30 protein-coding genes are annotated in these 26,434 nt (G+C 31.3%); 12 read left to right on the plus strand and 18 right to left on the minus strand.

Features of this window, described 5'->3' with window-relative positions:
- The first annotated feature begins 47 nt into the window (after positions 1-47).
- Both NH26_RS16865 and NH26_RS16870 read left to right on the plus strand, forming a co-directional pair.
- Positions 48-407 carry a hypothetical protein gene (locus NH26_RS16865; RefSeq protein WP_044219802.1) on the plus strand — a complete coding sequence of 120 codons (360 nt, stop codon included), beginning with the start codon at positions 48-50 and terminating at the stop codon, positions 405-407.
- A gap of 147 nt (positions 408-554) precedes the next feature.
- On the plus strand, positions 555-803 hold the full coding sequence (locus tag NH26_RS16870; protein WP_044219804.1) for a hypothetical protein: 249 nt from the start codon (positions 555-557) through the stop codon (positions 801-803).
- Positions 804-901: 98 nt separating this feature from the next.
- On the opposite strand, the gene NH26_RS16875 is transcribed toward NH26_RS16870, so the two are convergent.
- The 7 genes from NH26_RS16875 to NH26_RS16905 form a co-directional block, all read right to left on the minus strand.
- Positions 902-1,423, minus strand: coding sequence for a hypothetical protein (locus tag NH26_RS16875; RefSeq protein WP_052431839.1), 522 nt, complete (start codon positions 1,421-1,423; stop codon positions 902-904).
- A 157-nt stretch (positions 1,424-1,580) separates the two neighbouring features.
- Entirely contained in the window at positions 1,581-2,126 is a 546-nt protein-coding gene (locus NH26_RS16880) for a hypothetical protein (protein WP_139263135.1), read from the minus strand.
- Positions 2,127-2,287: 161 nt separating this feature from the next.
- Positions 2,288-2,773: a hypothetical protein gene (locus NH26_RS16885; RefSeq protein WP_044219809.1), complete on the minus strand. Its 486-nt coding sequence runs from the start codon at positions 2,771-2,773 to the stop codon at positions 2,288-2,290.
- A 93-nt stretch (positions 2,774-2,866) separates the two neighbouring features.
- Positions 2,867-3,418 (minus strand): DUF3575 domain-containing protein, encoded by a 552-nt coding sequence (locus tag NH26_RS16890; RefSeq protein WP_052431840.1) that lies wholly within the window; start codon positions 3,416-3,418, stop codon positions 2,867-2,869.
- A gap of 263 nt (positions 3,419-3,681) precedes the next feature.
- Entirely contained in the window at positions 3,682-4,221 is a 540-nt protein-coding gene (locus NH26_RS16895) for a hypothetical protein (protein ID WP_044219812.1), read from the minus strand.
- Positions 4,222-4,458: 237 nt separating this feature from the next.
- Positions 4,459-5,211, minus strand: coding sequence for an ABC transporter ATP-binding protein (locus tag NH26_RS16900; protein ID WP_044219814.1), 753 nt, complete (start codon positions 5,209-5,211; stop codon positions 4,459-4,461).
- A 6-nt stretch (positions 5,212-5,217) separates the two neighbouring features.
- Positions 5,218-5,949 (minus strand): MlaE family ABC transporter permease, encoded by a 732-nt coding sequence (locus NH26_RS16905; protein WP_044219816.1) that lies wholly within the window; start codon positions 5,947-5,949, stop codon positions 5,218-5,220.
- A gap of 299 nt (positions 5,950-6,248) precedes the next feature.
- Here NH26_RS16905 and NH26_RS16910 point away from each other — a divergent pair, with 299 nt between their 5' ends.
- Positions 6,249-6,509 (plus strand): hypothetical protein, encoded by a 261-nt coding sequence (locus tag NH26_RS16910; protein ID WP_139263137.1) that lies wholly within the window; start codon positions 6,249-6,251, stop codon positions 6,507-6,509.
- 84 nt (positions 6,510-6,593) lie between these two features.
- Here the strand turns inward: NH26_RS16910 and upp are convergent, their stop codons facing one another.
- The 4 genes from upp to NH26_RS16930 form a co-directional block, all read right to left on the minus strand.
- Positions 6,594-7,247 carry a uracil phosphoribosyltransferase gene (upp, locus tag NH26_RS16915; protein ID WP_139263139.1) on the minus strand — a complete coding sequence of 218 codons (654 nt, stop codon included), beginning with the start codon at positions 7,245-7,247 and terminating at the stop codon, positions 6,594-6,596.
- 423 nt (positions 7,248-7,670) lie between these two features.
- Complete coding sequence (locus tag NH26_RS16920) at positions 7,671-7,928, minus strand: hypothetical protein (RefSeq protein WP_044219825.1); 258 nt, start codon at positions 7,926-7,928, stop codon at positions 7,671-7,673.
- 7 nt (positions 7,929-7,935) lie between these two features.
- The gene (locus tag NH26_RS16925) at positions 7,936-8,403 is read right to left on the minus strand and encodes a hypothetical protein (RefSeq protein ID WP_206780202.1); all 468 of its coding nucleotides are present in this window, start codon (positions 8,401-8,403) and stop codon (positions 7,936-7,938) included.
- An 85-nt stretch (positions 8,404-8,488) separates the two neighbouring features.
- Positions 8,489-10,642 carry a mechanosensitive ion channel family protein gene (locus NH26_RS16930; protein ID WP_052431841.1) on the minus strand — a complete coding sequence of 718 codons (2,154 nt, stop codon included), beginning with the start codon at positions 10,640-10,642 and terminating at the stop codon, positions 8,489-8,491.
- A 5-nt stretch (positions 10,643-10,647) separates the two neighbouring features.
- Between NH26_RS16930 and NH26_RS16935 the strand changes: the two genes are divergently transcribed.
- From NH26_RS16935 to NH26_RS16950, 4 genes are all read left to right on the plus strand, one after another.
- A complete protein-coding gene (locus NH26_RS16935) occupies positions 10,648-11,634 on the plus strand; it encodes a glycosyltransferase family 2 protein (protein ID WP_044219829.1) in 987 nt (328 codons plus the stop codon).
- An 89-nt stretch (positions 11,635-11,723) separates the two neighbouring features.
- Positions 11,724-12,464, plus strand: coding sequence for a tetratricopeptide repeat protein (locus NH26_RS16940; RefSeq protein ID WP_044219832.1), 741 nt, complete (start codon positions 11,724-11,726; stop codon positions 12,462-12,464).
- Positions 12,465-12,469: 5 nt separating this feature from the next.
- Positions 12,470-13,831 carry a sigma-54-dependent transcriptional regulator gene (locus tag NH26_RS16945; RefSeq protein ID WP_044219834.1) on the plus strand — a complete coding sequence of 454 codons (1,362 nt, stop codon included), beginning with the start codon at positions 12,470-12,472 and terminating at the stop codon, positions 13,829-13,831.
- Positions 13,832-13,872: 41 nt separating this feature from the next.
- Positions 13,873-14,217: an Hpt domain-containing protein gene (locus tag NH26_RS16950; RefSeq protein ID WP_044219836.1), complete on the plus strand. Its 345-nt coding sequence runs from the start codon at positions 13,873-13,875 to the stop codon at positions 14,215-14,217.
- A 36-nt stretch (positions 14,218-14,253) separates the two neighbouring features.
- Here NH26_RS16950 and NH26_RS16955 read toward each other — a convergent pair whose 3' ends face one another.
- A complete protein-coding gene (locus tag NH26_RS16955; protein ID WP_044219838.1) occupies positions 14,254-15,825 on the minus strand; it encodes a hypothetical protein in 1,572 nt (523 codons plus the stop codon).
- Positions 15,826-16,026: 201 nt separating this feature from the next.
- Here NH26_RS16955 and NH26_RS16960 point away from each other — a divergent pair, with 201 nt between their 5' ends.
- Positions 16,027-17,181 carry a 2-isopropylmalate synthase gene (locus NH26_RS16960; RefSeq protein WP_084812213.1) on the plus strand — a complete coding sequence of 385 codons (1,155 nt, stop codon included), beginning with the start codon at positions 16,027-16,029 and terminating at the stop codon, positions 17,179-17,181.
- Positions 17,182-17,749: 568 nt separating this feature from the next.
- Here NH26_RS16960 and NH26_RS16970 read toward each other — a convergent pair.
- On the minus strand, positions 17,750-18,499 hold the full coding sequence (locus tag NH26_RS16970; protein ID WP_044219842.1) for a SpoIIAA family protein: 750 nt from the start codon (positions 18,497-18,499) through the stop codon (positions 17,750-17,752).
- Between the two features lie 123 nt (positions 18,500-18,622).
- Between NH26_RS16970 and NH26_RS16975 the strand changes: the two genes are divergently transcribed.
- The 4 genes from NH26_RS16975 (at position 18,623) to NH26_RS16990 (ending at position 21,747) form a co-directional block, all read left to right on the plus strand.
- On the plus strand, positions 18,623-19,864 hold the full coding sequence (locus NH26_RS16975) for a flavin monoamine oxidase family protein (RefSeq protein ID WP_044219844.1): 1,242 nt from the start codon (positions 18,623-18,625) through the stop codon (positions 19,862-19,864).
- Between the two features lie 131 nt (positions 19,865-19,995).
- Positions 19,996-20,562: a DUF2911 domain-containing protein gene (locus tag NH26_RS16980; protein WP_044219845.1), complete on the plus strand. Its 567-nt coding sequence runs from the start codon at positions 19,996-19,998 to the stop codon at positions 20,560-20,562.
- Between the two features lie 275 nt (positions 20,563-20,837).
- Positions 20,838-21,488 (plus strand): hypothetical protein, encoded by a 651-nt coding sequence (locus tag NH26_RS16985; protein ID WP_044219847.1) that lies wholly within the window; start codon positions 20,838-20,840, stop codon positions 21,486-21,488.
- A gap of 7 nt (positions 21,489-21,495) precedes the next feature.
- On the plus strand, positions 21,496-21,747 hold the full coding sequence (locus NH26_RS16990; RefSeq protein ID WP_139263141.1) for a hypothetical protein: 252 nt from the start codon (positions 21,496-21,498) through the stop codon (positions 21,745-21,747).
- A 30-nt stretch (positions 21,748-21,777) separates the two neighbouring features.
- On the opposite strand, the gene NH26_RS16995 is transcribed toward NH26_RS16990, so the two are convergent.
- The 5 genes from NH26_RS16995 to NH26_RS17015 all read right to left on the minus strand — a co-directional run bounded on the left by NH26_RS16995 (position 21,778) and on the right by NH26_RS17015 (position 26,325).
- Complete coding sequence (locus tag NH26_RS16995) at positions 21,778-23,928, minus strand: T9SS type A sorting domain-containing protein (protein ID WP_044219851.1); 2,151 nt, start codon at positions 23,926-23,928, stop codon at positions 21,778-21,780.
- A gap of 19 nt (positions 23,929-23,947) precedes the next feature.
- Positions 23,948-24,220 carry a CopG family ribbon-helix-helix protein gene (locus NH26_RS17000; RefSeq protein ID WP_044219852.1) on the minus strand — a complete coding sequence of 91 codons (273 nt, stop codon included), beginning with the start codon at positions 24,218-24,220 and terminating at the stop codon, positions 23,948-23,950.
- 24 nt (positions 24,221-24,244) lie between these two features.
- Positions 24,245-25,000: a ParA family protein gene (locus tag NH26_RS17005; RefSeq protein ID WP_044219855.1), complete on the minus strand. Its 756-nt coding sequence runs from the start codon at positions 24,998-25,000 to the stop codon at positions 24,245-24,247.
- 65 nt (positions 25,001-25,065) lie between these two features.
- The gene (locus NH26_RS17010; protein ID WP_044219858.1) at positions 25,066-25,713 is read right to left on the minus strand and encodes a TMEM175 family protein; all 648 of its coding nucleotides are present in this window, start codon (positions 25,711-25,713) and stop codon (positions 25,066-25,068) included.
- A gap of 9 nt (positions 25,714-25,722) precedes the next feature.
- On the minus strand, positions 25,723-26,325 hold the full coding sequence (locus tag NH26_RS17015; protein WP_052431842.1) for a TetR/AcrR family transcriptional regulator: 603 nt from the start codon (positions 26,323-26,325) through the stop codon (positions 25,723-25,725).
- Positions 26,326-26,434 lie beyond the last annotated feature (109 nt).

Below are 26,434 nucleotides of genomic sequence, written 5' to 3' on the forward strand. Positions count from 1 at the left end.
TAATAATTGATTACATTTGTAATGAGAGAAAATGTTCAAACCTTATTATGCAGCGTTTAGAATCTTCTATTAAGAACTTATTAAATCAATCACAGGGAAAAGCTTTATCTGGCTTATGTCCTTACCATAGACAAAGAATATCTAACTCTTCAGATGAAGCAATTTCTGAAGTGAGGGAAATTCTTATGACTTTTGTAAATGGTGAATTGGATCGATTTAAAAAACAGATTTCAGAAGATTCAAAAGAAAGAATTCAAGAAATAGCTGAAAATTATATTTTCTCTGTATTATCTGTTTTAGAAGATAATATCAAGAAAGGTGGGATAAATAATAGTACCGAAGATTTAATCAATGGTGTTGTAAGAATCTTCAATGTAGAAGATTGTCCTGCTTTCGATAAGAAATAAATCAAACAAAATATTATATAAGAATGCAATCGGCTATTAAAGCAGGTTGCATTTTTTTTGTAATATAATGACTAAAAAATACTCAATGATTTTTATTTAAACATTTAATTGTTTACTTTTGATACATCATAAAACAAAGAAATGCACATGAAAACTATTCTACATGGGAAGCTATATGATGTGAGGAATGAAGGGAAGTATGCTCAGGCGATATTAAAATCGAATGATGGTACAGATACTATTTTGTATTTGAAACCAATTGGTCTTAATATATTGAAGGGCTATGAAGAAAGATCTTATACAGTAAGAGTAAAAGGTTGGAATGCTCAACATGTTCAAAAAGGAAACAGTTTTTATGTCACAAATTTGACTGGATATTTAAAAGCTTCGGCTTAATAAAGAAAGTAGTATGTTCTTAGGGGATAAGAATATATACCTATATGGAAAAAGCGGATCATGTTATGATACCGCTTTTCTTTTTATCAATGATTTTTTTATAATCGAATACTAATACCAAACTGTCCTCCGGAAACAGTTCCTCCACCGAATTGAAGGTTTAACCCTATAACATCGGTAATAAACCATCTACCTCCAATTTGAATACCTCCGCCAAAGCCAGTGGCATTATGACTATAACCATAAAATCCAACATTAGCACCTGCGTAAAGGTCCCATTCTGAAGTAAGGTTCAATAATCTATTGAAATGATAATTACCTAAAGCAGAAAGTGTCCAAGCACTATTGTTATGCTTATTGTCCCAACGGTTGTGATAAGAAAATACACCTCCAACAGAAATATCGGGATGAAAACCATTGTATTCTCCACCTATATAAATGGGTACACCATGATTACTAAAACCAAAACCGGCATTGATAAGCCAAGCATGACTACTATTATAGCCTTTTGAAGCTTCATTTTTTTCAGGTTGATTTTGTGAAAAAGATATGGTTGAAATAAATAAACTTGATAGCGTAAGCAGTACTATCTTTAAAGTTTTTGTTAGTTGAATATTCATATTTAATTAATTGTTGAAATATAGAGCAAAGTAATGTAATAGAAATTTAATTTGATGTTAAACGAGTCATAAGAAAATAAAAAAACAGTAATAGACATGGTCCATCACTGTTTATATATATAAATAAATGAGAAATAAATCTTGTATAGTTGCTTTTTTATAGTTGGAAATGAAGGCCAATTTGAGCTCCAGAACCAATAATTAATTGTAAACCAATTTTGTCGTTGAAGTGAAATTTACCACCAATACCTAAACCAATCCATAATGGAGAAGTTGATGATTGACTTTTTGGATCTGTTCCTGGACCAGTATATTTATGGCTCCAGATAGAAAATCCAATATCACCGTTTGCGAATACATCCCATTTTGGATGAGTGATGTTTAAAACTCTATCAGCATACCATCTAAATCTAGCACCTAATCCGAAAACAGAATAATTATACCAACTGTCAGAATAGCCAGCATAACTTAAAGAGGGACCAACAGTAAAATCTCTTGCTAGATTAAATTCATAATCTAATTGTACTCCAAGAGAACTACTATAAGACCAATAGGTACTTAATCCAACATTTAGATTCCCAGGTCCAAGGTAACTAGCGCCACCCCCACCACTTTTTTTGTTTTCTTGTGCAAAAGAAAAAGTAGAGATAGCTAGCATTAAACAAGTAAAAAAACTTGCCAGATAATTGATTTTTGTATTCATATTGTAAGTAATGAAATTAGTATTTAAGGGTTATAAGTTGCTAGTAAAACTATTATTTAGTTAAAATTAAAAAAAGAATCTATTCTAATATATATATAAATTAGAATAGATTCTTTATTAAACACAAAAGTCTACAGATGAACTGTAGACTTTTATTTATACTATAATTGGAAAGTTACACCTATCTGTGCTCCTGAACCAATAATTGCTTGCAAACCAAATGATTGGCTGATATGAAATTTACCACCAATACCAAGACCCCACCATAAACCGTTAGGTCCATTAATATTGAATCCGATATCACCATTGGCAAATACATCCCACTTAGGGTGAGTAATATTTAAAACTCTATCTGCGTACCATCTAAAACGAGCACCAACAGCAAAAGATGTATCTCCATTGTCATTTTTTCCGTTACTCCAAGATTGGAAAGCAACTGATGCTCCCACTGTAAAGTCTTGACCAAGTTTAGCGATTTCGTAATCAGCTTGAACACCAAGGTAATCTCCAAAACCAGATGTTAAACCAATATTCAATACTCCTGGTCCTTGATAGTTACCTCCTCCAGAAGATTTATCTTGAGCTTGAGCTGTAAGACCTAAAGTGAACAGAGCGACTGTGAAGAAAAACTTAATTAGATTTTTCATGTATTTGTTAAAGTTCCTGTGTTAAAAAATGTAATACCAATTTAACTATTATTAATATTAATTAAAACACATTTGCTAGTTAATAAATGTTAATTATAATCTTATTGTTACTCCAAAGTTACCAGCAGTGTATTGAGTTCCTCCACCAAATTGAAGATTAAGACCAATTTTTTCTGTAAAGAACCAACGGCCACCTACTTGAATACCTACACCAATACCATTATGGTATTTTCTATGATCATCGTAATATATATCATCTCTACTTTCTGAATATTGATAATAACCAATATTAGCACCAGCGTAAAAATCAAAGTTGTTGGGGATATTCATGATTTTATTAAAATGATAATTACCATTAAATGTAATATTCCAAGAATTGTATTTATGATAATGGTTGTGATGATATTCTTCCCAATTATTAATACCGAAGGATCCACCTAGTGAGATATCTGGATGAAGAGCATTATAGTCTAATCCTAAATAAAAGGGAACTCCTCTACCATTAAAGCCTACACCAGCATTAACGTAAAAATCTGAACCGTTAGAAAAGTTACTTGCTGCATTGTTTTTATTCTGTGCAGTAAGTTGTGCAAGTGTCATTAGTGTTAATAATGTTCCTAAATATAGAAATTTAATGAATTTCATTGTAATTCGAGTTTGTTAAGTTTGTAGTACAAATAAGACTAATACTACCAAGTTTGCTACAAGAGTTTGTTTAAGATAAATTGATTCTTCCTTGTAATACTGCTGTATAAAAGAAAGAAAAAACTACTATACTTTACAACAATTATTAGCCTAATTGGTAGGACTAAAAAAAATCGATGCAATATATTAATATTTCATGATATAAAAGAAAAAGGGTTAATTAATAATTAACCCTTTTTCATCAAATAATTAAATATACTTTGTTACAGCCCGAATGTGATACCAATTTGAGCACCAGTACCAATTATTGCATGTAAACCTATTTTATCATTGAAATGGTATTTAGTACCAATACCTACTCCCCAATATATTGGCGATACGTTACTACCCGATGGAGTATTCTCATACCCACTATGATAATTAGTACTATGAATACCAAAACCAACATCACCTGAAGCAAAAACATCCCATTTATTACTAGTAATACCTAATACTCTGTCGGCATACCATCTGAATCTAACACCTACACCAAATGTGCTATGCTTAGCATAATAAGTATCATAACCATAATAAGAAACAGCGGCAGCCATTGTGAAATCTTGTCCTAATTGAAGAAACTCATAATCGGCCATAAATCCTGCACTACCATAATTGAAACCAACACCTAGACCTACATTTAGTTGCCCTACACCCTTATAATGTCCTCCGTTATTAGTTTGTTTATCATTATTATCTTGAGCACTTACAAAACCAGATAAAGAAAGAAGCATTGTAAATAATAGGGTTTGAATTAAATTTTTCATTTTTATATATTTTTTGATTGAAAATTGTTAGATATCTAACATTTCAAGAAACGCCTCTTTTTGACATTTGGTTATGGGTAAAATGCTCTTTTGTTGTGAAGGAAGGTTAACGCTTGAGTTATTTTTTTGCTTTGAAAATTTACATTGACTTATGATAATTTTTTTAATAAAAAAGCAGTTATTACTCTATAATTAGTAATAACTGCTCAGTTTTATGTAGAGAATAATTTTAGTGTATTATTGCATTCCCTTAAAAGTTCGAACTAATTTATTCGAAAAAAGGAAATCTCGTAATTCTTTAGGTTCGGCATCTAGGATAGTATCTTTATTACCTTCCCAAATTTTTAAACCTTGGTACATAAACATAATATATTCTCCAATTTCCATTACAGAATTCATATCATGTGATACGATAACTGTAGTTAGATTGAATTCATCTGTGATTTCATGGATTAATTGATCAATCATCCATGCAGTTTGAGGATCCAAGCCAGAATTCGGTTCATCACAAAAGAGGTATTGTGATTTCATTACAATAGCCCTTGCAATGCCGACTCTTTTTTGCATACCCCCACTAATTTCCGAAGGCATTTTATTTGCTGCTTGCTCTAATCCTACTCTTTTTAAACAAGTATTGACTCTATCATCTTTTTCACTTTCAGACATTTTAGAGTGAACATTTAAAGGGAAACGAACATTATCTGCTACAGTAAGAGAATCGAACAAAGCGCTACCTTGAAAAAGCATACCTATTTCACTCCTAATAATTTTTTGTTCCTTTCGGTTGGATTGATGAAAATCTCGACCATCGTAAAAGACAGAACCAGCATCAGGTTCGAATAGGCCAACAATAGTTTTCAGAAGTACACTTTTACCTGTACCACTCGCCCCAATTATCATATTAGTTTTCCCTTGTTCAAAAGTTGCACTAATATCTGACAGTACTGTTTTCCCTTGAAAAGTCTTTTGTATATTTTTTATTTCAATCATTTCAAATTAGCTCAAAAGTGTATCTGCTAGAATGAAGTCAGCTGCAAGAATGGCAATACAAGATGTCGTAACAGCTTCAGTACTTGCTCGACCAACTTCTAAAGCACCACCTTTTACATTGTATCCTTTAAAAGCTGAAATTGATGTTACGATAAATCCAAATACAAAAGCCTTGATGATAGCAAAAGGTACCTCAAAAGCGACAAACTGATTTTGGATACCATAAATATAATCTTCTACTGGTGATAAATCACCAAAAATAGTGGCTAACCATCCACCCCAAATACCTAAAGCTCCTGATAGAACTGCAAGCGCTGGTAACATTACCATACCTGCGAAAATTTTAGGTAATACCAAGTATGATGCAGAATTAATTCCCATTACTTCTAGAGCATCAATTTGTTCGGTGATACGCATAGTTCCTATGCCTCCTGCAATTTGAGATCCTACTTTACCAGCAAAAACAATAGCAGATAGTGTTGGTGCCATTTCAAGAATCATCATTTCTCTAGTAGCTAAACCAATAATATATTTAGGTAAAAGAGGGCTTACAATATTGTAGGCCATTTGAAGTGCAATAACAGCACCTACAAAAAGTGAAACGAAACCAATCAGGAATAAAGAATTAATACCGATGGTGACGCATTCTTGAAAAAACAATTTTAAATAGGTAGAAAATGATTCTCTGTTAGAAAACATCTTCCACAAAAAGATGAGGTATTCGCCTAAACGTCTCATTTATTATTTTTAATCGAAAAAATTATCATTAATAATGTAGAGTAGAAAAAATCTCAACTCTAATGGATATGAATACAAATATAAAGAAGTTTATTTTTGCATAGGTTAAATCCATAATACACTAAAATTAATAGTATTTATTGATAATACTTAATTAGTAAAGAATTTATTTTGATATACTTTTAATAAATCAAATTCTTCTAATTGAAGCTAAACATTGAACCTATACTGTTATTTGTTTCTATAAACTTGTATTTTTAGTATTGTGGAGTAAAACTTAAAGAAAAACTATGGGATTTATGGAAAGCGCAACAAAAGTGTTGCAAAACAATAGAAGAGAGTTAAAACATGCTTCCTCTCCAAAGTTTAAAAGCACTAATTCTAATCATGCTCATTATTCTTTATCAAAAATATCAAAGAAAAAATCTAAAAAAGAAGTAGACTCTTACAGAAAAAAAATATGGAGGTATCGTTTGTTCGAAACAATTAAAAGATACTTTATCTATACTGTATTAATTATACTTTTAAGTTGGGGAGCATATTTTATGTTTACTTGGTAATAAAAATGGTCATGTAATTTAAATTACATGACCATTTTTATTGAAATGATGGCTTTACGCCAATTTCATATTATGATATTCTAATTATAATTTTTCACCAAAACATAAATCACCAGCATCTCCTAAACCAGGAATGATATATGATTTTTCATTCATTTCGGGATCCACAGCCCCAATCCATAAAGAAGCAGGGACATTAATGTTCTCTTTTACATAATCTACTCCTTGCTGACTACTAATTGCAGCTAGAATATGTACATGTTTTGGAGTCCCGTTTTTGAGTAATCCTTCTAATGCTAAAAGTAAAGACTTACCAGTAGCTAGCATAGGATCAGCCAAGATTACAACTTTACCATCTAAATTACCCGAAGCAACATATTCCATATTGATTTCTACTTCATCTGTTCCGGTACTGGATCTGTAGGAAGCTACAAAACCACTATCTGCATGATCAAATACATTTAATACTCCTTCATACATTGGTAATCCGGCTCTTAAAATTGTAGTGACTACTAATTGATCTTTGACTCTTCGAGAAGGAGATGTGCCAAGAGGTGTTTTGATATCTACATTTTCATACTCCAATGTTTTACTTAATTCATAACTAAGTAATTCACCAATACGTTCTAAATTTCTTCTAAAACGAGCTCTGTCTTTTTGCACATTGACATCTCGTAATTCATTTATGTAGGTAGAAGCAACATTAGCTTCTTGATTTAGTATAAATGTATTTGACATTTTTATCTCAATTATTAATTGATGGAATATTGTATTCTATAATTCCTTAAGATTGAATCTCAAGTAATAATGTAAGCAATTATTTATAGTAGCTTCAAGGTAAGAACTAATTCCTCAATAGAGTACTATAAATTACTTAATAATAAATAATTAGGAGGGAAAAGTGACTATTTAAAAAGTTTATAAAATAAAAAAAAGCAAACATCAAATGATATTTGCCTTTTCAACCAATTCAATTATTTAAACTTTATCTTTACGTTGAGGTTTGATCCTCACGATATTGATCACTTTTGTTATTAATTATGCCAAAAATAGTCCTTTAATTGTAAGTTGTTGATAATCAATACATTGATATTTAATCATCGTTTTTTTATTTGTACGGAAACGAACATTTCAGTCTATTAGTGTCCGATTTACGTAAATTTATTCTTCAATTTGAGGTGTTTTTGATGCATTGCCTTCCTTCAACTGCTTATTTATTCCCCAATTTGGTTCAGTTACTATAGTTTCTACATTTTCAAGACGATTTTTTAAAGAAGTATTCTCTTTTTTAAGATATTCTACTTCATCTAATAATCTGATATAATCTTTCTTTTGTAATTTTCCTTTGTTTTTACTTAAGATGGCAACAATAGGAATAGCCATTGCTGCTAAAGGAACCAATATCCAAATTTCACCCATGATTGTATTATTTATATGATAAGTTACGTGCACCAAGTATTAAACTTTTCATTCCAGTAAGAATACTTTTTCTAGGAATGTTTTCACCAATTAAATCTCCTGACTTAGAAAAGACATAATAAGAAGGTATTTCTTCTTGTTTAAAATGATTTGTCATAAAACAATCATTACAATATGGTGAAGAAATGGGGAGTATGTAAGTGTTTTCTAGGCTGTTATCTAATTTTGGGGCACTATATTCTCTTAAAAAGCTTTCCCAATTATTTTGAACATCTGCAATAGCATAAAGAAATACTACATCTTTATTCCAAGTTTCTTTTTGTAATGATTTTATCTGATCAAAATCTTCTAGGAATTCTATACTCCACGAACTTGCTATAATTAAGACAATAACTTTTCCTCTAAAATCTACTTTTTTAATTTTATTGCCTTTTTTATTGATGATATTAAAATCAGGTGTATCACTTTCTTTCATTATATTTTGCCCAAAGACATTGATATGAACGAAAATGAACACCAAAATGATTAATGCTATTTTGTTGTGTTTATGTTGATTCATATTACATAAAACCGAAAGGTTTATCACCAGAAGATTTTTGAGAGGTTTTAGATAATTTTCCACCGTTTCCTTCCATCATCATCATGTCTAAACCATTTGGAGGAATGGCAAATTCAACTTCTAATTCGTTAGCTGTTTTAACAATACTACGAATAATCTCATGTCTAAAGTGAAGTTCATCACCCCATGTAGGTGCTTCAAAAAAGATATAGAAAAGAATATCAAAAGAATATAATCCAATGTTGTTTAAATTAACAACGTAAAAATCTTTTCTTGTATGAGGGTGTTTTCTAACTATTTCCTTTAGTCGATCAACAAACTCATCAATTTTTTCTGGGTTGGTATCGTATTTTATTCTAATGTATGTTTTGTATCTTCTAAAAACACGCATACCCATATTATCGATAGTAAAATCGGCCATTCTAGAGTTTGGTATTGAAACTAAAGAATTTTCAAAAGTTCTTATTCTAGTAGAACGAAGACCAATTCGTTCAATAGATCCACTTACACCATCCGTTTTTACCCAATCTCCAATAACAAAAGGTCTATCCAAAAAGATCATGATAGAACCAAATAGGTTTTTAATAGTATCCTGAGCAGCTAAGGCTACAGCAACACCACCAATAGAAAGACCTGTGAGTAAACCTGTGATTTCATATCCGAGTGCACTTACTGTTAAAACAATTCCAATAAGAATAAAGATTAATTTGGCAGTCATTCCAAAGAAAGGAGCCAAACCTCTTTGTATTTGATCTTCTCTTTCGTTGGCTTTTCTTAACCAAATAGCCACCCATAAATCAGTGACATTATAGAAGAATCGTACTATTTGGAATATGCCATACACCTTAAGAACTATGATTACAAATTGAAGCTCCTGAATGGAAAGCTCCAAACTCGGAGAAATCATTTTATACCAATAGCAAATGATAACTGTTAGTCCAGCACTAAATATTCCTCGAATATATTTTCGCTCTTCTTTAGACCTTGATAGATACCCGAGTAAAAACATAATCACCCTAGACAATATGATAATGGAGAGCCAAGCCCCAAAAAACATAATGGTTAAACTAGTGACTTGCCATAATTCAAGACCTAAAAATTCTTTTCTAGCATGTTTACCAAGTGGTTTCCTTAAGATACTTCCAACAGTTTCTAAACCGTCGGTACCAATTGGAAATACTTGTCTATGTTTATTCTCAATTAATTGTATACTAGCATCAGAAAACATCCATTTTTTATCCACTTTTTCTAGATAAAAATCTGGAAGCTGTCTATCAAGAACATAAATTTCTTTGTTATGTCTGGTGGTATCGATGTAATTGGGGTCTTCAGAAATATCTTCTAATTCTATCCATAGTCCTAAACCATCATAAATTTGCTTTAGCTTCATGGCTAAAGTAATACGGTCTTCTAAAGAAAGTTGATTTATAGATTCTAATGTTTTTGCAGCTAACTCAGGATGATAATTATCGTCTTGTTGAAAAACAAAGAAAGTAGTGGCAGAAGCTTTAGGATTACTTAAATCTACTTTTACTTTTTCTGGTCGAATAATCGGTTTTTCCTCAGGAACAGGTTTTGGTGCAGGTTTTTTAACTACAACGTCTTTTCCAGAGGAATCCTTTTCGATCACATTTACAGAATCTACTTTAGAAGTATCTTTTTCTTTAGGTTTCGGCTTTTTAGGAGGAATAGCAGATGGATAGTACCTTCTGAACACCACATTTATTTCCCGAACAGATTTTGGCGAATAAACCCAATTAGAATTTTCTCTGATGAGGTAAATTTCTGGAATATCTTCAAAAACAGTGAAAATAAAGTCGCCATCTTCATTACGGTAATTTCTTCTATTAGAAATATCGTCCAGATCTAAGCCTCCGTGTTTATCATATATTTGCTTTAACTTAATAGCTAATGCAATTTTTTGCTCTATAGAAAAATCATCACCTCCTAATGTTCTTGCAGCCAATTCAGGATTATAAGATCCAGAAGAAGGACTTAAGAATCCTATATGAGAAACCATGGTTCTATAAGGAGACTTAGTGCTAAACTTTACATTAGATAATTGAGCGTTTGATTCTGAGAAAAGAAACAAAAATGCAATACCTAAAAGTATCGAAGCTATATTTGTATGTATGGAATGCCTTTTAAAGTTCATAAAGAATGTCTAATACTCCTTTGGTGACAGTAATATGTTTGTGTTTTAATCATGAAGATTATGTTGAAGACGCATTGATTTCATTAAAACAACAAACTTATACTAATATAGAAATAATTATTGTAGATGATGCTAGTAAAGATAGATCAGTCGAACGCATTCAAGCTACTTTACAAAAATATGATATCAAAGCAATTTACCTACCTCTTTCTAAAAATATTGGGAACTGTAAAGCATTTAACCTAGCTTTTACTCAATCTAAAGGAGAATTTATTATTGATTTTGCAACGGATGATGTTTTATTACCTGACAGAATTAAAGATGACGTCAATTGTTTTTTAGCTCATTCAAAAGAATATGGTTGTGTTTTTTCTGATGTAAGAACTATTGATGCTACCGGAAATACTCTATCAGCCTCTTATTTTAAAAGAAATAAAAAAGACGAATTAATCGAAGAAGTAATTTCGGGTGATGTATATCAAAGAATTCTTAAAAATCCACCTTTATTTTCAGCTCCATCAATTACATTTAAAAGAGAGGTACTATTGGAATTAGGGGGATATGATGAATCATTAGCCTATGAAGATTATGATATATGGATTCGATCATCAAGAAATTATAAATATGCATTTTATGATAAAGTAAATACTTTAAAACGTGACTTACCTCGCTCTTTAGGGAAACAATTTTATCTCACGAGAGGCAATCAATTATTAAAATCAACTTTAAAAATTTGTAGAAAAGCACAAAAATTAAATCAGACAGAAGAAGAAAATAGTGCTTTGAGTCAATCAATAAGGTATCATGCTCAATTATCTGTATTGACATCTAACAGACTTGCCGCAAAAGCTTTTTATAAATTATTATCTCAACTAACATCTTTCGATAAAAAAGATAGATTGTTATTACTGATTCTGAAATCAAAAATTGATGTATCCAACTTGTATTTGAGTGTCTTAAACTGGAAAATGAGAAGAAAAAGTAACGAGTAGCTCATTTTACAATATTCCATGTACTGAAAAATTAAATTCTTAAGTCAAAAACATCTCGAAGAAAGAAAAAGTATTTCTATTTTTGTGTCATGAAAAACAAACACCTTATTTTTTTATTCGCACTTATCACTTCAGTGATGTCTTGTTCACCATCATCAGAAGAATTAACCAATCAAGGAAAACTTAAACTTTCAAAAAGTAAATTTAAAGAAGCTATTTCTCTTTTTGATGCTGCAATCAAAGAAGATAACTTGAATGCCGATGCCTATAATGCTCAAGGTGCTGCATATATGTCTTTAGAAGAATATAGTAAAGCACAAAAATCGTTTTCAATGGCGATAAACATTTATGAAGAATCGGAGAAAGATTTTCCTAATGCGTATCAGTTTTATTATAATAGAGGAAATGCTAATCGTTTTCAAAGAGATCATAAAAGTGCAATTCTTGATTATACTAAAGCCATTCAGTTAGATGGTAGTATTTCTGATATTTACCTTAATAGAGGTTTAGAAAATGCCGAAGTAAACGGTATTAGTTTAGCATTAGAAGATTTTGATAAAGCAATAGAATTATCAAATGAACAGGACAAAAGAATATTTTTACACAAGGCAAGAGTATTAATTGCTTCTAAACAATTTGATAAAGCCTTGAATACTATCGAAATAGCTATTAATTTAGATAAAAGGTATGGTGAGGCTTATTATTATAAGGCACTTGCTTTAAGTGGAAAAACAGGTGAGGCCGACGATACTGTATGTGACTTACTAGCTTCTGCAGAGGCCTTTGGTTATTCTCTTGCTGCTGCAGAAATCCAAAAACATTGTGATTAATACTTATGAGTACCTCCAAAAGTTTTAAAATATTTGCCCTTGAGGATAATGCGTTGTTCTCTAAAATGCTCAACTATATTCTTAGTATGGATGACGAACATGAGGTGGTCATGTTTGAGAAGGGTAGAGACCTTTTAAATGCATTGGATCAAAAACCAAATCTTATTACTGTAGATTATTCTTTACCTGATATGACAGGTGAAGAAGTAATTCAGAAATTATCTACACGTATGCCACATGTTCCTGTAGTGGTGATTTCCGGACAAACAGATGTAAAAACAGCCGTAAAGCTGTTTACATATGGGGTATATGATTATATCACAAAAGAGGAAGATATTCGTGAGCGTTTATTAAATGCCATAAATAAAATTAAGGTAAATCAGTCACTAAAGGAGGAGGTTGAGCACTTAAGAGAAGAATTATCACATAAATATGAGTTTGATAAATCGATTATAGGTAATAGTAAACCTATGAAAAAGGTATTTCAGATGTTACATAAGACAACTGATAATGCTATTAATATTTCAATTACAGGAGAAACAGGTACAGGTAAAGAGGTTGTAGCAAAAGCGATTCACTACAATTCTAATCGTGCAAAAAAACCGTTTGTAGCTGTTAATATCGCTGCTATTCCAACATCACTTTTAGAAAGTGAATTATTTGGTCATGAAAAAGGAGCCTTTACCGGAGCAATTTCTAAAAGAATAGGAAAATTTGAAGAAGCGAACGGTGGAACAATTTTCTTAGATGAGATTGGAGAAATGCAAATGAGCCTTCAGGCAAAGTTACTTCGCGTGATTCAAGAAAGAGAAGTGGTAAGAATAGGAGGGAATCAGGTAGTGAAATTGGATGTAAGAATAATTACAGCAACTCATAGAGATCTATCAAAAGAAATGATGGACAATAAATTCCGTGAAGATTTGTATTACAGACTACTAGGAGTACCTATTTATTTACCACCATTGAGAGAAAGAGAAAATGATGTGATCTTGTTAGCAAAGCATTTATTAGATCAGTTTATCGATCAAAATCAATTGGAAAAGATTACGATTTCTTCTGATGCTAAACAGAAATTAATAGATTACCACTACCCTGGAAATATCCGTGAATTGAAAGCTATTATTGAATTAGCAGCTGTAATGTGTGAGAAAAATATCATTTTACCTTCTGATATTCAATATTCAAGTTCTTCTGATTTAGAAGCAGTAATGTCTAAAGATATGACACTTAAAGAATATAATTTTGAAATCATCCAACGGTTTTTAAAACGATATGATGATAATGTAGCAAAAGTGGCAAAAAAATTGGACATTGGAAAAGTTACTATTTACAGATATCTTAAAGAGATAGAAGAACTACCGAAGTAAACTTTATTAACATACCTTTTTGTGTTTATTGGATTTATAAGATGGAAAAAACTAGAATAGATTTAACTTATCTTGAAACTTTTGCAGGAGGAGATAAAAATTTTATAAAGGAAATGATGGAACGTTTTCTTTCTGATGCACCTATACAATTAACTGAAATAAAACAAGGAATTGAATCAAAGGATTGGAAAGTAGCCTACAAATCATTGCACTCCTTTAAATCTTCTGTGAATTTTATAGCAATACAGAAGATCAAAGATCATGTGCTTAGTATGGAGAAAATGGCTAAAGCTGAAAAGGATTTAGACCAACTACCACAAGAATATGATAAGTTGGAAAACGAGATTCAACTTTTAATTAATGAATTGAAAATTAATTTAATATAAATAAAAAACACTGTCTTTCAACAGTGTTTTTTTATATCACTCAGGATAGTCTTTACCAATTTTTAGTTTGGCTTTTTCTATGATGACTTCCTGTACTGTTCGTTTTTCAATTTTTCCTTCTAGCCAAGAAATAATATCAAAATACATAAAAGGATGAGATTCAAATTTATCTTTTTCCAATGGCTGTAATACCTCTTTTAATTGAATAAAGGCTTGCATTAGTTCAGCATCATTCATATTTCGAGATAATTTTTTCAGAAAGGCCATAATGTACTTTTGGAACTTGAACAAATTATCTTTTCTCAACATGAAACGATAGGTTGATTTGACATAATAGTCTACCAAATCTGTGTTTCCCATCTCATAATGACATATCAAATTGACGATTCTAGCATAAACATGGACATCTTCTCTAACATCCATTTCTAAAGCATCAGAATTGATAATTCGATTGAGCCACCTTGATGATAATCTAAAATCACCCGCTCCAAAATACAAACAGGCAATTTTATAATATAAAATAAGCCTAGAGTGTTTATTTAGTTTAGTGATAAAGAATTCTATATTATTGAGCAGTGCATTTAAACGTTGGATACCCCCCGTAAAATTACCCAGTAAAAATAATCTGTTAAACTCATGTACATAAGAGTACTTAAGAAGTTTCATTTTGATGTTTTCACTCAACTCCACTTTTTTCATGGTACGAATCCTTCTAAACAGTGATTTTGTGTTAACAAAATTCTTGTATTGAGACAGTTTATACTGACCATTTAAGACATTATTAATAACACTAATATAAAGGTCAAGTTTAGAAGGAATTAAATCCGGTTGTTCATGGAAAATATTCAAGCATTTTAAAGCATAAGATAATCCACTTTGAACATCATGGGTGAAATAATAGAAACCAATATACAGATCGTATAAACTTAATTTCTCATTGATAGAAAGTTTAGTTTCATCAATATTAAAAATATCATCTTTTACGAGTGCTTGTGCTTTAGTTAAATCTTTCTGACTTTTTACATAGCCTGTTCTGAGATAGAAAGCATTTAATTTTACACTAATATTGGTGAATTTATTAATAAGGTTAATTCTGTCGTTGACATCCTGCACCTCTTGAATCAATTTATTAACTCTTCTCTGATTGTGTTTATCTAAAGTATGAGATAATAAGCTTTTTTCCCATCTCAGAATTTCTAGAAGTAATTCTAAATGGTCATTTTTCTGAGCTTTTTTCTTGCACTTTCTAAGAATATCTGCACATTGTTCATATAAACCTCTATTGTATAAAAGTTCAGCATGGTCAATCATCTCTCTAATTTCAGCATCTTCCATTTTGGTTAAATGAAATTGTCTGAGTGATTGTAGAATCCTTTTATAAAGATGTGCTTTAAGATTGGAAAATTGAGATGGCTTAAGTTCTGGAGTAGAATTTAATAATACATCTTCATCAAAGTCCTCTTGTTTATCTATTAAGTCAAAAAGGAGCATGAACTTTTTTGAAGAGGTAGTAGCTGATTCTGTTGAAACCAACTTAAAATACCTTTTCTCACTCCTTGACATAGACTTGATTAACTGATATAGATGATTAGATCTTTCTTTAGGCATCGTAATTATCCTTGCGTTTGAATGTGTAATTTCCCCTAAATTTACGTTCTATTGGCAATAAAACTAAATTAAACATCGTAAAATGTATATTTTTTGATTTTTGATGCTCTGTGTCAGCATTTACATTTGAAGATACATTACAATTGTAATGTGGTATTATTCTAATTATTAGTTATTCAAACACCTAAAGTGTTTCAGCTTATGAGCGATAAAGTATATATTTTCGACACGACTTTAAGAGATGGAGAACAAGTGCCAGGATGCCGCTTGGATACAGAACAAAAGCTTCTTATTGCTCGTGCTCTCGAAGGTCTAGGCGTTGATATTATTGAAGCCGGTTTCCCTATTTCAAGTCCTGGTGACTTTGAAGCAGTTAACCGTATTGCCAAGGAAATTAGAAATACTACAGTTTGTGGACTGACAAGAGCTGTTAAAAAAGATATCGAAGTAGCTGCAGAAGCTTTAAAGCCTGCTACAAAACCAAGAATCCATACGGGTATTGGTACTTCAGATCAACATATTTTCACAAAACTACGTTTAGATCGAGAACAAGTTCTTGAAAGAGGAACGGAAGCTGTGAAGTTAGCGAAGAAATATGTAGAAGACGTTGAATTTTATGCAGAAGATGCAGGAAGAACGGATAATGAATATTTAGCGCGAGTCATTGAGTCGGTAATTGCTGCTGGAGCCACAGTAGTAAATATTCCCGACACCACAGGCTATTGTATTCCTCAAGAGTACGGTGCAAAGATTCAATATTTAAAAGAAAACGTTAAGAATATTGATAAAGCTATTATTTCTACACACTGCCATAACGACTTAGGTATGGCTACAGCCAATTCTTTGTCTGGTGTAGCAAATGGAGCAAGACAAATTGAGTGTACTGTAAATGGTATTGGAGAAAGAGCAGGAAACACTTCTATGGAAGAAGTGGTGATGGCCATGAAAAAGCATGGTATGCTTGATTTTGAAACTGCTATTCACACTCAAAAAATTTATGAAATCAGTCGCTTGGTTTCAAAAACAATGAATATGCCTATTCAGCCTAACAAAGCTATTGTTGGTGATAATGCATTTTCTCATTCTTCAGGTATACATCAAGATGGTGTAATTAAAAACAGAGACAATTATGAGATTATTGATCCAGCCGAAGTAGGTGTATCAGAATCGTCAATTGTTTTAACTGCAAGAAGTGGTAGAGCAGCATTGTTCTACAGAATACAAAAATTAGGGGTAACTCTAGATCATGATGATTTAGAAAGAGCCTACCAAGAGTTCTTGAAAATGGCCGATCGTTTACAAACTGTAGAAGATCAGGACCTAAAAGAACTACTTCAGTTTGTGAAAGTTGCATAACTCGTTCACAATTATTACATTGAATTTATGTTTATATGTGTTTATATATGGTTTTAAACCATTTATGGTTAGTATGTGGTAAGTGCGGCTTCCGATTGGAGGCCGTTCTTTTTTTGTCTATACTTTTTTACTTCCTATTTATATAATAGTTTTTTAGACTATTTCTTTCTTTTTGACCCCTTTAGTAGGCTTTTTATAAGACCTACTTTTTTTTGTGTAAAAATAAAAACCTGCTTTTTCGCAGGTTGTTTTATGGTGTAAAAAAATACAGTAGTGTGTTTAAATACATAAAAGGGTGATGAAATACGTACTACATTTGTAATGTTGATTATAAAGAAATAAACAAATTTCATTTCATACTTAATTAAATAGCATAGTCAAGTTTAAATTACTTTAAAAATTTAATAACCTAATTATTATTATAATAGACAAAGACTTACCATAGTCTCAACCAATTCAATTTTTATTCACATTGAACATTGTTCCAACATAAGTATTACTAAATAATAATGACATCCCCTTAGGTTAAGAGGATGTCATTTTTTTATTTCTATATTATTTATGTCCCCTAGGCTATATTAAGCCATGTTTTTGCTTTTTCTTTATCATTATAATTAAAGTATTCCATATTCACACCTGGAGTAAATACATCTCCAAGCCTTGTTAAAATATCAGCCCATAAATTTCCTTCGCCAATTATTGCCACTTTATTGAGCTTACCATAATATCGGAGTCCTGTTTTTAGATCATCCCAAATAGCACTAATATTTGTGTACCCTTTAAAATCTTCAAATTCTAAATATAGATTGATCTGTTTTCGATCTGCTGATAGACGGAAGAAGTCGTTATTTATTGAAGTGAACTCTTGGGTCGATATTTTACCTTTAAGTTTATAAGCTAGAAAAAGGTCATTACTATCAGTTGGTATTCTAATAATAGCAGGTTCATAAACTTCGTTATTTTGAAGTAGCCATACTAAAGCTTCATCCCTTTCATTAAGGTGAAAACTTTTAATAGGAATTGAGGCAACCATAAAATCTGCAAAACTACTTAAATGCTTTATCCATTCATAGTCGGCAACAATTGCATATTTATTGACCTTTTTAGATATCATGTACTTTTCCTTAAGTAGTTTAAAAACTTTTTTATAGTTTTCAAATCCTTCAATATTGTGTACTTCTCCTAATAGTTTTACTGGCCCATTCTCATTCAGCTCTTCGATGGCTTGTATTAATTCATCCATCTCATCTAAATTGATTTTATTCGATAAAGTGAATCCAATAATTTGACTGCCTAGTGTTCTGTTAATGTTAATCATAAGTTGTTTTTTAGTAATTGTTATTTAATAATATACGATAAATTTTGATTTAAGATGTCTAAAAAAAGTGTTTTTTCATACTGCATTTTGTAATTTCAAGAGTCAATAAACTGAATGTATATAATGAAAATTGCAATTGTAGGTGGAGGGGTTTCCGGATTGTACGCTGGAAGTATTTTAAAAGAACTTGGGCATGAAGTCATGATATTTGAGGCTTCACAAAGGCTTGGTGGGAGAATATATTCTTACACAAGATTAAATAAAAGAAAGTTTGTTGAGCTCGGTGCTGCAGAAATTCATGGTAGAAATGCGTTAAACTATGAAATGCTTTCACACCTCAACCATAAAATTGAACCAATAAATGGAAATGAATATTTATGGTTCGATCAAAAATTACAAGACTTAGACAACAAAGAGGATTTACCTAATGGAATCTTATCATTGTTTACTTACTTTGGAAATTTACATAAAGAAGATTTTAATGGTTCTATCACTCAATCGTTAAAAGATAAAGGACTATATAATTCACATATAAGAGCAATTCTTGATGGAATAACAAGTGAGTACTCTGCTTCTGCGGATAAGATACATGCTTCTTCTTTAGCAGAGGAAGAATGGCGTTGGACATCTGGTTTTAGAAACTTTTATTCTCAAGGCAAATACAGTGATGCTATCGATTTTTTCGAAGATAAACTGAAAGGGTGTATCACCTTAAATGCTCCTATTATGGACATTAATTATAGTCAAGATCAGGTGATGCTATTGTCTAGAGACGGAAGTGTTAACCAATTTGATAAAGTGATCGTGACGGCGTCTTTAGGAGTACTTAAAAAGGAGAAAATTAATTTTACTCCTCCTTTGCCATCATTACATAAAAAGGCGATACAAAAATTAGGGTTCGGAAAAGGTAGAAAACTTTTTATCGAATTTGAAAAGCCATTTTGGGAGCCTGATACAAGTGAGATTATCGGAGGGAAAAAATGTCCACTTTATCTAATTCGTCCTGCTCAACCTAAATGTATCTGTGCTTATATTACAGCAGATGCAGCCAAAGATTTTAATCAAATGGAAGATGAAGAAGTGGCAGAAATAGTACTGAACGAATTAGATGAAATGTATCCAGACGTAAATGTTATGATGCATTACAAGAGTCATTATGGCAAAGATTGGACTTCAGATCCTTATTTTCATGGTACTTATTCTTACTCAAAGAAAGATAGTTTGAAATACCGTAAAGATTTAAAGCAGCCGATAGAAAATAAAGTATTTTTTATTGGAGAAGCGTTAAACGATCAAGGACATGCCGCAACAGTACATGGAGCGATGGAAACAGCAGAAGAATTAGTAAGAACTTATTTTGAATAATCTGCTAATTCAATAAAATTAAAAAATAGTATAATTTTTGAGTATTGCTCTCTACAGTATTTTTAATTGAAAAATTAAAAATATTCATACACTTTAATAATTAGACACATTCGATAATAACACTAACTCTAATGAGAAAAGCATTTTTAACTATTTGTTTAATAGTAATAGGACTTGTAGTGGCAGGGTTTGTTTTTAAAGAAGTGATGATCACTCAGACAAAAAAACATAGTCCTCAAGTAGAAGAAGTCTTTAAGGAAAATGGTACATATATTAAAATTAATTACTCATCTCCTTATAAAAAAGGGAGAGTGATTTTTGGGAATTTAGTACCCTATGGTCATGTATGGAGAACAGGAGCCAATGAACCAACGATATTTAATACAAATAAAGATCTAGAGATTAATGGTGAAATTTTACCTAAAGGAAAGTATACCTTATGGACCATTCCTGAATCGGACTCTTGGACAGTAATTTTTAATAAGGAATTAAATAATTGGGGAGTTAGTTTTGGAGGTAAAGCCAGTCGTGTAGTAGAAGACGATGTTTTGAAAGTAATTGTACCAGTTGAGCACTTAAAAAAAGAAATAGAAAGTTTCTTAATTGATGTTTCCATTGGTGATGAAAAAAACTCAATGTACCTATCATTTGAGTGGGATAATGTACGTACTCAGCTTAAAATGAAATCATTAAATTAAGAATAATAATTGCTGATTTAGTGATTGAAAAAGAGTAAATGTTCTTTTTTTAAACAAAAAGAAAGAACATTTACTCTTTTTTTGTGTTTTTAATGAAGTATTGATTATATTATTTCATGATTTTAAGCTGAAAATACAGATTCAAAGAACTTTCAATTGTATTTTTGGAATAAGAGTATCTCTTTGGATTTAATTTATTGATAAACTATCATTTTATTAATGGATTAAATTTAAAAATTGCTCTAATAAACAATTAAACCAACGTAAGTATTAAAATGACGAATTCTAAGGTGACACTTGAAGAATACCTTGAAAATCATGAGTGTAAATTTATGCGTTTACCACGATTTTTTAAGGAAGGGGCGAGAGTACTTGGATGTATGTGGGAAGCTATAGAGGGCCCAGAGGAATTTCAAGTAAAAGGAGATCCAGATCAGATTTTCATTACGTTGTTTTTTGTCGAAGAAGAAAAAAGCATCCTTATTCAAGAAACCAGGTACGCCATGTCGATGATGTTCCCAGTGCAAATTGAAGATGGATGTGTACTTATAGATACTTTGGATTTAATTTCCACTTTGAGAAAGTTTTGTAATAAACTTCCTGTGGAAACTACACAATTACCAGAGGTACTAGAATTCGTTTTGTATTCTAGTTATTATGGCTATAACACTCAACAAGCGCATACATTATCAACTTTAATGGTAAATGCAGCTTATTTAAGTGGAAAAGGTGAGGTAGACGAAGAAGAATTTCATACAATTATAGATTCTCTTTACAACCCTCCTAAATCTTTTTATACAGATAAATACATTGATCAGGAAGTGATTGATATTATAGAGGTGCAAGATAGAGTAAACGAATTGTTGCCTACTGCTCTTTATTTATTGAGAAAGCATCTTGTTCAAGATCAACATCAACATAAATAAAATGCTTATGTTAGAATTTTCAAAAAGAGAAAAACACTTGAGTCTAACAATTGCCGATCATTTAATTAATGATCAAGGAATTACTTCAGAAGAGGAAATAGAACAACTTTCTGTAGAATACCTGACTAATGTTATTACTGAAATTGGTTCAAATTATGATGGACCAATAAATACGTCTGATGTTTTTATTAAAACATTCAAAGGTATCTTGAAATTTGACGTAGCTTACTTGCTTCGTTCAAATAGATGCTGTTCATAATTGAACTAAAGTATAATTATTTGCTTTTTACTATTGTAGTATCAACCTTTTTGTTTGAATACTATTATTGCTATTTGCTGCCTTAATGAAATACATACCACGAGGCCATTCGTGGGTGTCAATCTTTTTATTGTCGTCTATTTTTAAATCTATTACGTACATCACTTGTCCTAAATTATTAAATATGGAAAGTGTTGTAGGGGATTTTCCTATGTTTTTAATTGTGACAGAAAATGTAGCGGGGTTTGGATAAACTTTAATGAAATCTATTGTTTTATCAACTTTGGAAATTGATGTAGGTTGATTGTAATTATCTAAGCTACCTAGGGTAAGACCGCCACTTTCAGAACTTGTAATCAAATAGTTATTAAGTAATACACTATTTAATCTATTTCCATAGGTGTAGCTAATAAATTCGTTATCAGTATTAGAAAAAAATGCTCTGCCTTGATAGTCAGGATTAGCACTTTTAAAGTTCCTCCAGATTCGGGGTGTACCAGAATCATCCCATAATAAAAGATCTTCATTACCATCGTTATCTAAATCTTCTACGAATGCTGATGGATATTTTCTTAATAAATCAGCGCCAACACCAAGGTAACTTTCCTCGACCAATGAGAATGTACCATCATTATTTTGTTGATGGTATTCTAATTGTCCACTATACTTACCATGTAGTATATCTGCTTTTCCATCATCATTTATATCTGTAAAATAAACCACATCATCAGGTCTGTGTTCATAGATTAATGTTGGTGATGCACTTTCTGAATAAGGTGTATTGATGTCAAATAAATAAACACCTCCTTGATTACTGTTTGGAACAACGCTTGAAATTAATAAATTGAGTTCTCCATCGCCATTCCAATCTATCACCTGTGGGTAGATATCAACTTTACCCCATTCCGTTATATTTAAATAATTGTCTGTCACCCATTCAAAAGCTGGTGAGGTGTTACTACCTGTATTTTTTAAATAAGTAATACCACCGCCTTGAGGCTGATTATTTTCATCATAACTATTTCTATAACCAATTAATAGGTCTTGTGCTCCATCTCCATTAACATCATAAAGTGTGACTCTTGAACGTTGACCAACATCAATACCTGTATTTTGAAGAAAATCATCTTCTTGTAAGGTCCAAATAGGAGACGTTTTAGTACCTGTATTTTGATACCTCCAGATGTATTTTGAAAAATCTGTTTTGTATAAATCATTTACATCTATGTTAGGAGCAACGATCATATCTTGCAACTGATCATTATTTGTATCAATAAAATATGCAGCAGGGAAGTCGGGGAAATCGATGGGCATATTTTGTGGGAAATTGATAATGTACTCATCAAATACAGCTTCAGTAGTAGTGCCTTTATTGGGTAGAAATACCAAGTTATTGCAACTCTTTTCACCAATAATAAGATCATTTAATCCATTTCCATTAATATCAAATAAAGTGATGGAAGAACCTAAGTGCATAATTCTATTACCAGACGGGCATTGTTCATTGTCAAAAACATAGGTTGCACAATCTCCACATTCTTGAAAACTACCCCAAAAGTTGGTTGTTTTTTTAAAGCTAGGAACACCATCTACCTCTTCTTGAAAAAGATGTGCTTCTATAGTTCCACCGAGGCCAGGAACAAAAGTGATAAAATCTTTTTGACCGTCTCCATTAATGTCTACAATGGCAGGAGTGTCTGATAGAGAAGCTGATAATGGAGTGGGGTTGCCAGAAAATGTGGTTGTGTTTAATTGTTGTGGAGTAACCTCAAAAATAACTTGATTTTGAGTTGATATATTCTTGTAGAGATAGATACCTCCTTCTTCACCTATGATTAAATCTTTAGAGCCATCGTCATTGAAATCGATAAGTTGCATCCAAAAGCGGATATTCTGAGGGAAAATGTTTTCAAATTCAGGAGCATACTCCCAACCTTGATTCCATAAGAAAGTATATACTTTTCTAGAAGTGCGATCAAAAATTACTAAATCTGATTCTCCATTTAAGTTTAAATCAAGATTATAAAACTGAGGAGCATTTAGTCCTCCAAAGAAAGGATTCTTTAATTGAACGGCATTCTTAGAAATGGGTATATCGTCACTAGGGACAATTCCTATGTTTTGAGCATGGGTGAATAAGGTATAAAATAATATAAGCAGTGTTAGTATATAGTTTTTCATTGAAATGTGATTTATTCTACTATAAATCTACTTGAAAATCCAAGTAAAAAGAAATAGCTTCACGAATAATCTCATTTTCTGATCGTCCTTCTTTGTTTGCAAGTGCTTTAATTTTACTTTTCTGCTGATCAGTTAATGCATTTAATTGAGAAGCAGTTGTGGGTATCACTTTAGAAGAAACAGGAGTAGAATCTTGTTCTACTTGAACTTTTTTTTCTGCTGATGTATTGTTTGATAAAGGAGACCCACCTAGTAGAGAGTCTAATCCTCCGGAGAAATTTTTCTTTGCCATGTATTTAGAGAAATTATAATAAAATTAAGGTAGTCTTTGAGCTACTTCATTCGCAAGCTCCCAATAATCTAACGCTCCATTACTCTTAGAATTGTATCTGAAGATATTTGTTTGTTTTGATGGAGCTTCTGCAAGTGCTACATTATCACGAATAACTGTGTTGAATAAAGCATCTCCAAAATGTTTTTGAATAGCCTCTCTTACATTTCTGTTTAGGATTTTACGTTTATCAAACTGTGTAATGAAAACACCTCCAACTTTTAAATCTTTATTCAATCGTTGTTGTACTTTGGCGATTACTTCTTGAAGTTTTACTAAACCTTGAGTAGCCAAAAACTGCGCTTGAAGAGGGAAGAAAACTTGAGTTGAAGCGGTAAAAGCATTGATCGTCAAGAGTCCTAAACTTGGAGGACAATCAATTAATATATAGTCAAATTTTTCTTTAACTTGTTCTAGATGATCTTTTAAAATAAACTCTCGACCAGCTTCCATACTTAATTCTAACTCAGCTCCTGAAAGGTCTAATTCTGAAGGGATTAAATATAAATCAAGTTCGAGTTCTTGCATTGCTTCATCAATGTTGCAAAATCCTCTTAATAAAGAATACACAGATTTTTCTGGTTCAAAAACACCTAGTGATTGACTTAAATTTGCTTGAGGATCCATATCTACCATCAATACGCGTTTTCCCATTTGATGCAAAGCTGCACCCAAATTCACGACTGAAGTGGTTTTTCCTACTCCTCCTTTATGATTACTGATAGAGATGACTTGTGCCATTGTTAGTATAATTAAAAAATAAATGCTTTTAGTTAAAACGTTTTTATTCTTAGTTTATTTAGCAATTAGTGTGCTTTCTTTCTTTTTTCTACCCATTTTGTTCTCAATCCATAGATGATAGGCACTAAAATAAAAGGAAGTTGAGTGTACTCCACAAAGAAATAACCAAATACTAATGAGATAATAGCAATTAAAGGTTCCATCCAACTATCACTACTAATTTCTTCTGCTTCTTTTGGTTCGATATGTTCTTTAAGCAAATGATCATTTTTACTTGCATGTCTCCATGCATAAAACGAAATAGAACCAATCACAAATACGTTGATACAGTAAGCCGATTGAGCTATATAATACTCTGGAAAAGCTGTTGCTAAACTATTTGAAAAAGGGAGTAATGCAACAAAAGCGAGCATTAAAAGATCCAACCACATATACATTGTATCTGCTCCTTTCATTAATCGAGTAGTAGCTGTATGTTTTAGCCAATACACTGCTAATAAAACAAAAGTGGATAAAAAGATGCCTAGAATAGGAAGTTGATTAGAAAAACCCTTTATCAATTCGGTATTGGAACTAATATCTTCAACCCTTGGTAAATCAATGGCTAATAAAAGCATAGTCATAGAAGTAGCAAAGATAATATCAGCCAATCGAGTAATTCTATTGAGCCAACTTTTAGAAATGATTACATTTTCTTTTTCTTTCTTCAGCATCTTAATTTTTTATTTTGGTTGAAGCATCGTCTTTAAATAATCGGTACAAAAATTAAGCAGTCTTTCTTGAGTATCTGCTAAATAAGTTTCTCTTTTCTCAGTAAAGAAGACTCTTTCTTCTCTAATGATGTAATCGTTTAACAAGTTAATTAAAAAAGAGGCTATTAATTCAGAATCAGCGTTTATATCAAAAATTCCTTGTTTTTTTCCATTTTCAATAGTGTTTCTGAAAATATTACTAATAGTTACTCCAACTTCATCACTTTGTGAAATAACCTCTTTTCTAAAACCTAACATTTCTTCTACCATTAAGATACGTGCTAAGTCTCTATTTTTTAGGCCCAATTCAAAGAACTTTCTACTTGCGAGATTTAAAAAGTCTAGTCCTTCTAAATTAGAGCTTACTATATTTTTTTTAGTACTGATAATTTGCTCTTGATAATCGGCAATTATTTCTTTTAGTAAAGCTTCTTTTGATCCAAAATAATAATTAATCATCCCTTGGCTAACTTTTGCAGTCTGGGCTATTTCTCTTGTAGAGGCTCCATCAAATCCTCTTTCTGATATTAATTTAGTGGCTACTTTTAGAACGTGTTCTCTATTATTTTTCATGGTATCTTATTTGATCGAATGAATAATATAATTTAAATATAGTCAAGAATGATAAAAAATAAATAATTAATAACGTAAGGAGGAGGAAAGAGTTATATTTGTGATAATT

The sequence above is a fragment of the Flammeovirga pacifica genome, from assembly GCF_000807855.2.
In the GTDB taxonomy this organism is placed as follows: Bacteria; Bacteroidota; Bacteroidia; order Cytophagales; family Flammeovirgaceae; genus Flammeovirga; species Flammeovirga pacifica.

What these genes read in the sequence shown, in the direction of transcription:
- NH26_RS16865 (WP_044219802.1), top strand. Translation starts at nt 48, where the DNA reads ATGCAGCGTTTAGAATCTTCTATTAAGAACTTATTAAATCAATCACAG.
- NH26_RS16870 (WP_044219804.1), top strand. Translation starts at nt 555, where the DNA reads ATGAAAACTATTCTACATGGGAAGCTATATGATGTGAGGAATGAAGGG.
- NH26_RS16875 (WP_052431839.1), bottom strand. Translation starts at nt 1,423, where the DNA reads ATGAATATTCAACTAACAAAAACTTTAAAGATAGTACTGCTTACGCTA.
- NH26_RS16880 (WP_139263135.1), bottom strand. Translation starts at nt 2,126, where the DNA reads ATGAATACAAAAATCAATTATCTGGCAAGTTTTTTTACTTGTTTAATG.
- NH26_RS16885 (WP_044219809.1), bottom strand. Translation starts at nt 2,773, where the DNA reads ATGAAAAATCTAATTAAGTTTTTCTTCACAGTCGCTCTGTTCACTTTA.
- NH26_RS16890 (WP_052431840.1), bottom strand. Translation starts at nt 3,418, where the DNA reads ATGAAATTCATTAAATTTCTATATTTAGGAACATTATTAACACTAATG.
- NH26_RS16895 (WP_044219812.1), bottom strand. Translation starts at nt 4,221, where the DNA reads ATGAAAAATTTAATTCAAACCCTATTATTTACAATGCTTCTTTCTTTA.
- NH26_RS16900 (WP_044219814.1), bottom strand. Translation starts at nt 5,211, where the DNA reads ATGATTGAAATAAAAAATATACAAAAGACTTTTCAAGGGAAAACAGTA.
- NH26_RS16905 (WP_044219816.1), bottom strand. Translation starts at nt 5,949, where the DNA reads ATGAGACGTTTAGGCGAATACCTCATCTTTTTGTGGAAGATGTTTTCT.
- NH26_RS16910 (WP_139263137.1), top strand. Translation starts at nt 6,249, where the DNA reads ATGGAAAGCGCAACAAAAGTGTTGCAAAACAATAGAAGAGAGTTAAAA.
- upp (WP_139263139.1), bottom strand. Translation starts at nt 7,247, where the DNA reads ATGTCAAATACATTTATACTAAATCAAGAAGCTAATGTTGCTTCTACC.
- NH26_RS16920 (WP_044219825.1), bottom strand. Translation starts at nt 7,928, where the DNA reads ATGGGTGAAATTTGGATATTGGTTCCTTTAGCAGCAATGGCTATTCCT.
- NH26_RS16925 (WP_206780202.1), bottom strand. Translation starts at nt 8,403, where the DNA reads ATGAAAGAAAGTGATACACCTGATTTTAATATCATCAATAAAAAAGGC.
- NH26_RS16930 (WP_052431841.1), bottom strand. Translation starts at nt 10,642, where the DNA reads ATGAACTTTAAAAGGCATTCCATACATACAAATATAGCTTCGATACTT.
- NH26_RS16935 (WP_044219829.1), top strand. Translation starts at nt 10,648, where the DNA reads ATGTCTAATACTCCTTTGGTGACAGTAATATGTTTGTGTTTTAATCAT.
- NH26_RS16940 (WP_044219832.1), top strand. Translation starts at nt 11,724, where the DNA reads ATGAAAAACAAACACCTTATTTTTTTATTCGCACTTATCACTTCAGTG.
- NH26_RS16945 (WP_044219834.1), top strand. Translation starts at nt 12,470, where the DNA reads ATGAGTACCTCCAAAAGTTTTAAAATATTTGCCCTTGAGGATAATGCG.
- NH26_RS16950 (WP_044219836.1), top strand. Translation starts at nt 13,873, where the DNA reads ATGGAAAAAACTAGAATAGATTTAACTTATCTTGAAACTTTTGCAGGA.
- NH26_RS16955 (WP_044219838.1), bottom strand. Translation starts at nt 15,825, where the DNA reads ATGCCTAAAGAAAGATCTAATCATCTATATCAGTTAATCAAGTCTATG.
- NH26_RS16960 (WP_084812213.1), top strand. Translation starts at nt 16,027, where the DNA reads ATGAGCGATAAAGTATATATTTTCGACACGACTTTAAGAGATGGAGAA.
- NH26_RS16970 (WP_044219842.1), bottom strand. Translation starts at nt 18,499, where the DNA reads ATGATTAACATTAACAGAACACTAGGCAGTCAAATTATTGGATTCACT.
- NH26_RS16975 (WP_044219844.1), top strand. Translation starts at nt 18,623, where the DNA reads ATGAAAATTGCAATTGTAGGTGGAGGGGTTTCCGGATTGTACGCTGGA.
- NH26_RS16980 (WP_044219845.1), top strand. Translation starts at nt 19,996, where the DNA reads ATGAGAAAAGCATTTTTAACTATTTGTTTAATAGTAATAGGACTTGTA.
- NH26_RS16985 (WP_044219847.1), top strand. Translation starts at nt 20,838, where the DNA reads ATGACGAATTCTAAGGTGACACTTGAAGAATACCTTGAAAATCATGAG.
- NH26_RS16990 (WP_139263141.1), top strand. Translation starts at nt 21,496, where the DNA reads ATGTTAGAATTTTCAAAAAGAGAAAAACACTTGAGTCTAACAATTGCC.
- NH26_RS16995 (WP_044219851.1), bottom strand. Translation starts at nt 23,928, where the DNA reads ATGAAAAACTATATACTAACACTGCTTATATTATTTTATACCTTATTC.
- NH26_RS17000 (WP_044219852.1), bottom strand. Translation starts at nt 24,220, where the DNA reads ATGGCAAAGAAAAATTTCTCCGGAGGATTAGACTCTCTACTAGGTGGG.
- NH26_RS17005 (WP_044219855.1), bottom strand. Translation starts at nt 25,000, where the DNA reads ATGGCACAAGTCATCTCTATCAGTAATCATAAAGGAGGAGTAGGAAAA.
- NH26_RS17010 (WP_044219858.1), bottom strand. Translation starts at nt 25,713, where the DNA reads ATGCTGAAGAAAGAAAAAGAAAATGTAATCATTTCTAAAAGTTGGCTC.
- NH26_RS17015 (WP_052431842.1), bottom strand. Translation starts at nt 26,325, where the DNA reads ATGAAAAATAATAGAGAACACGTTCTAAAAGTAGCCACTAAATTAATA.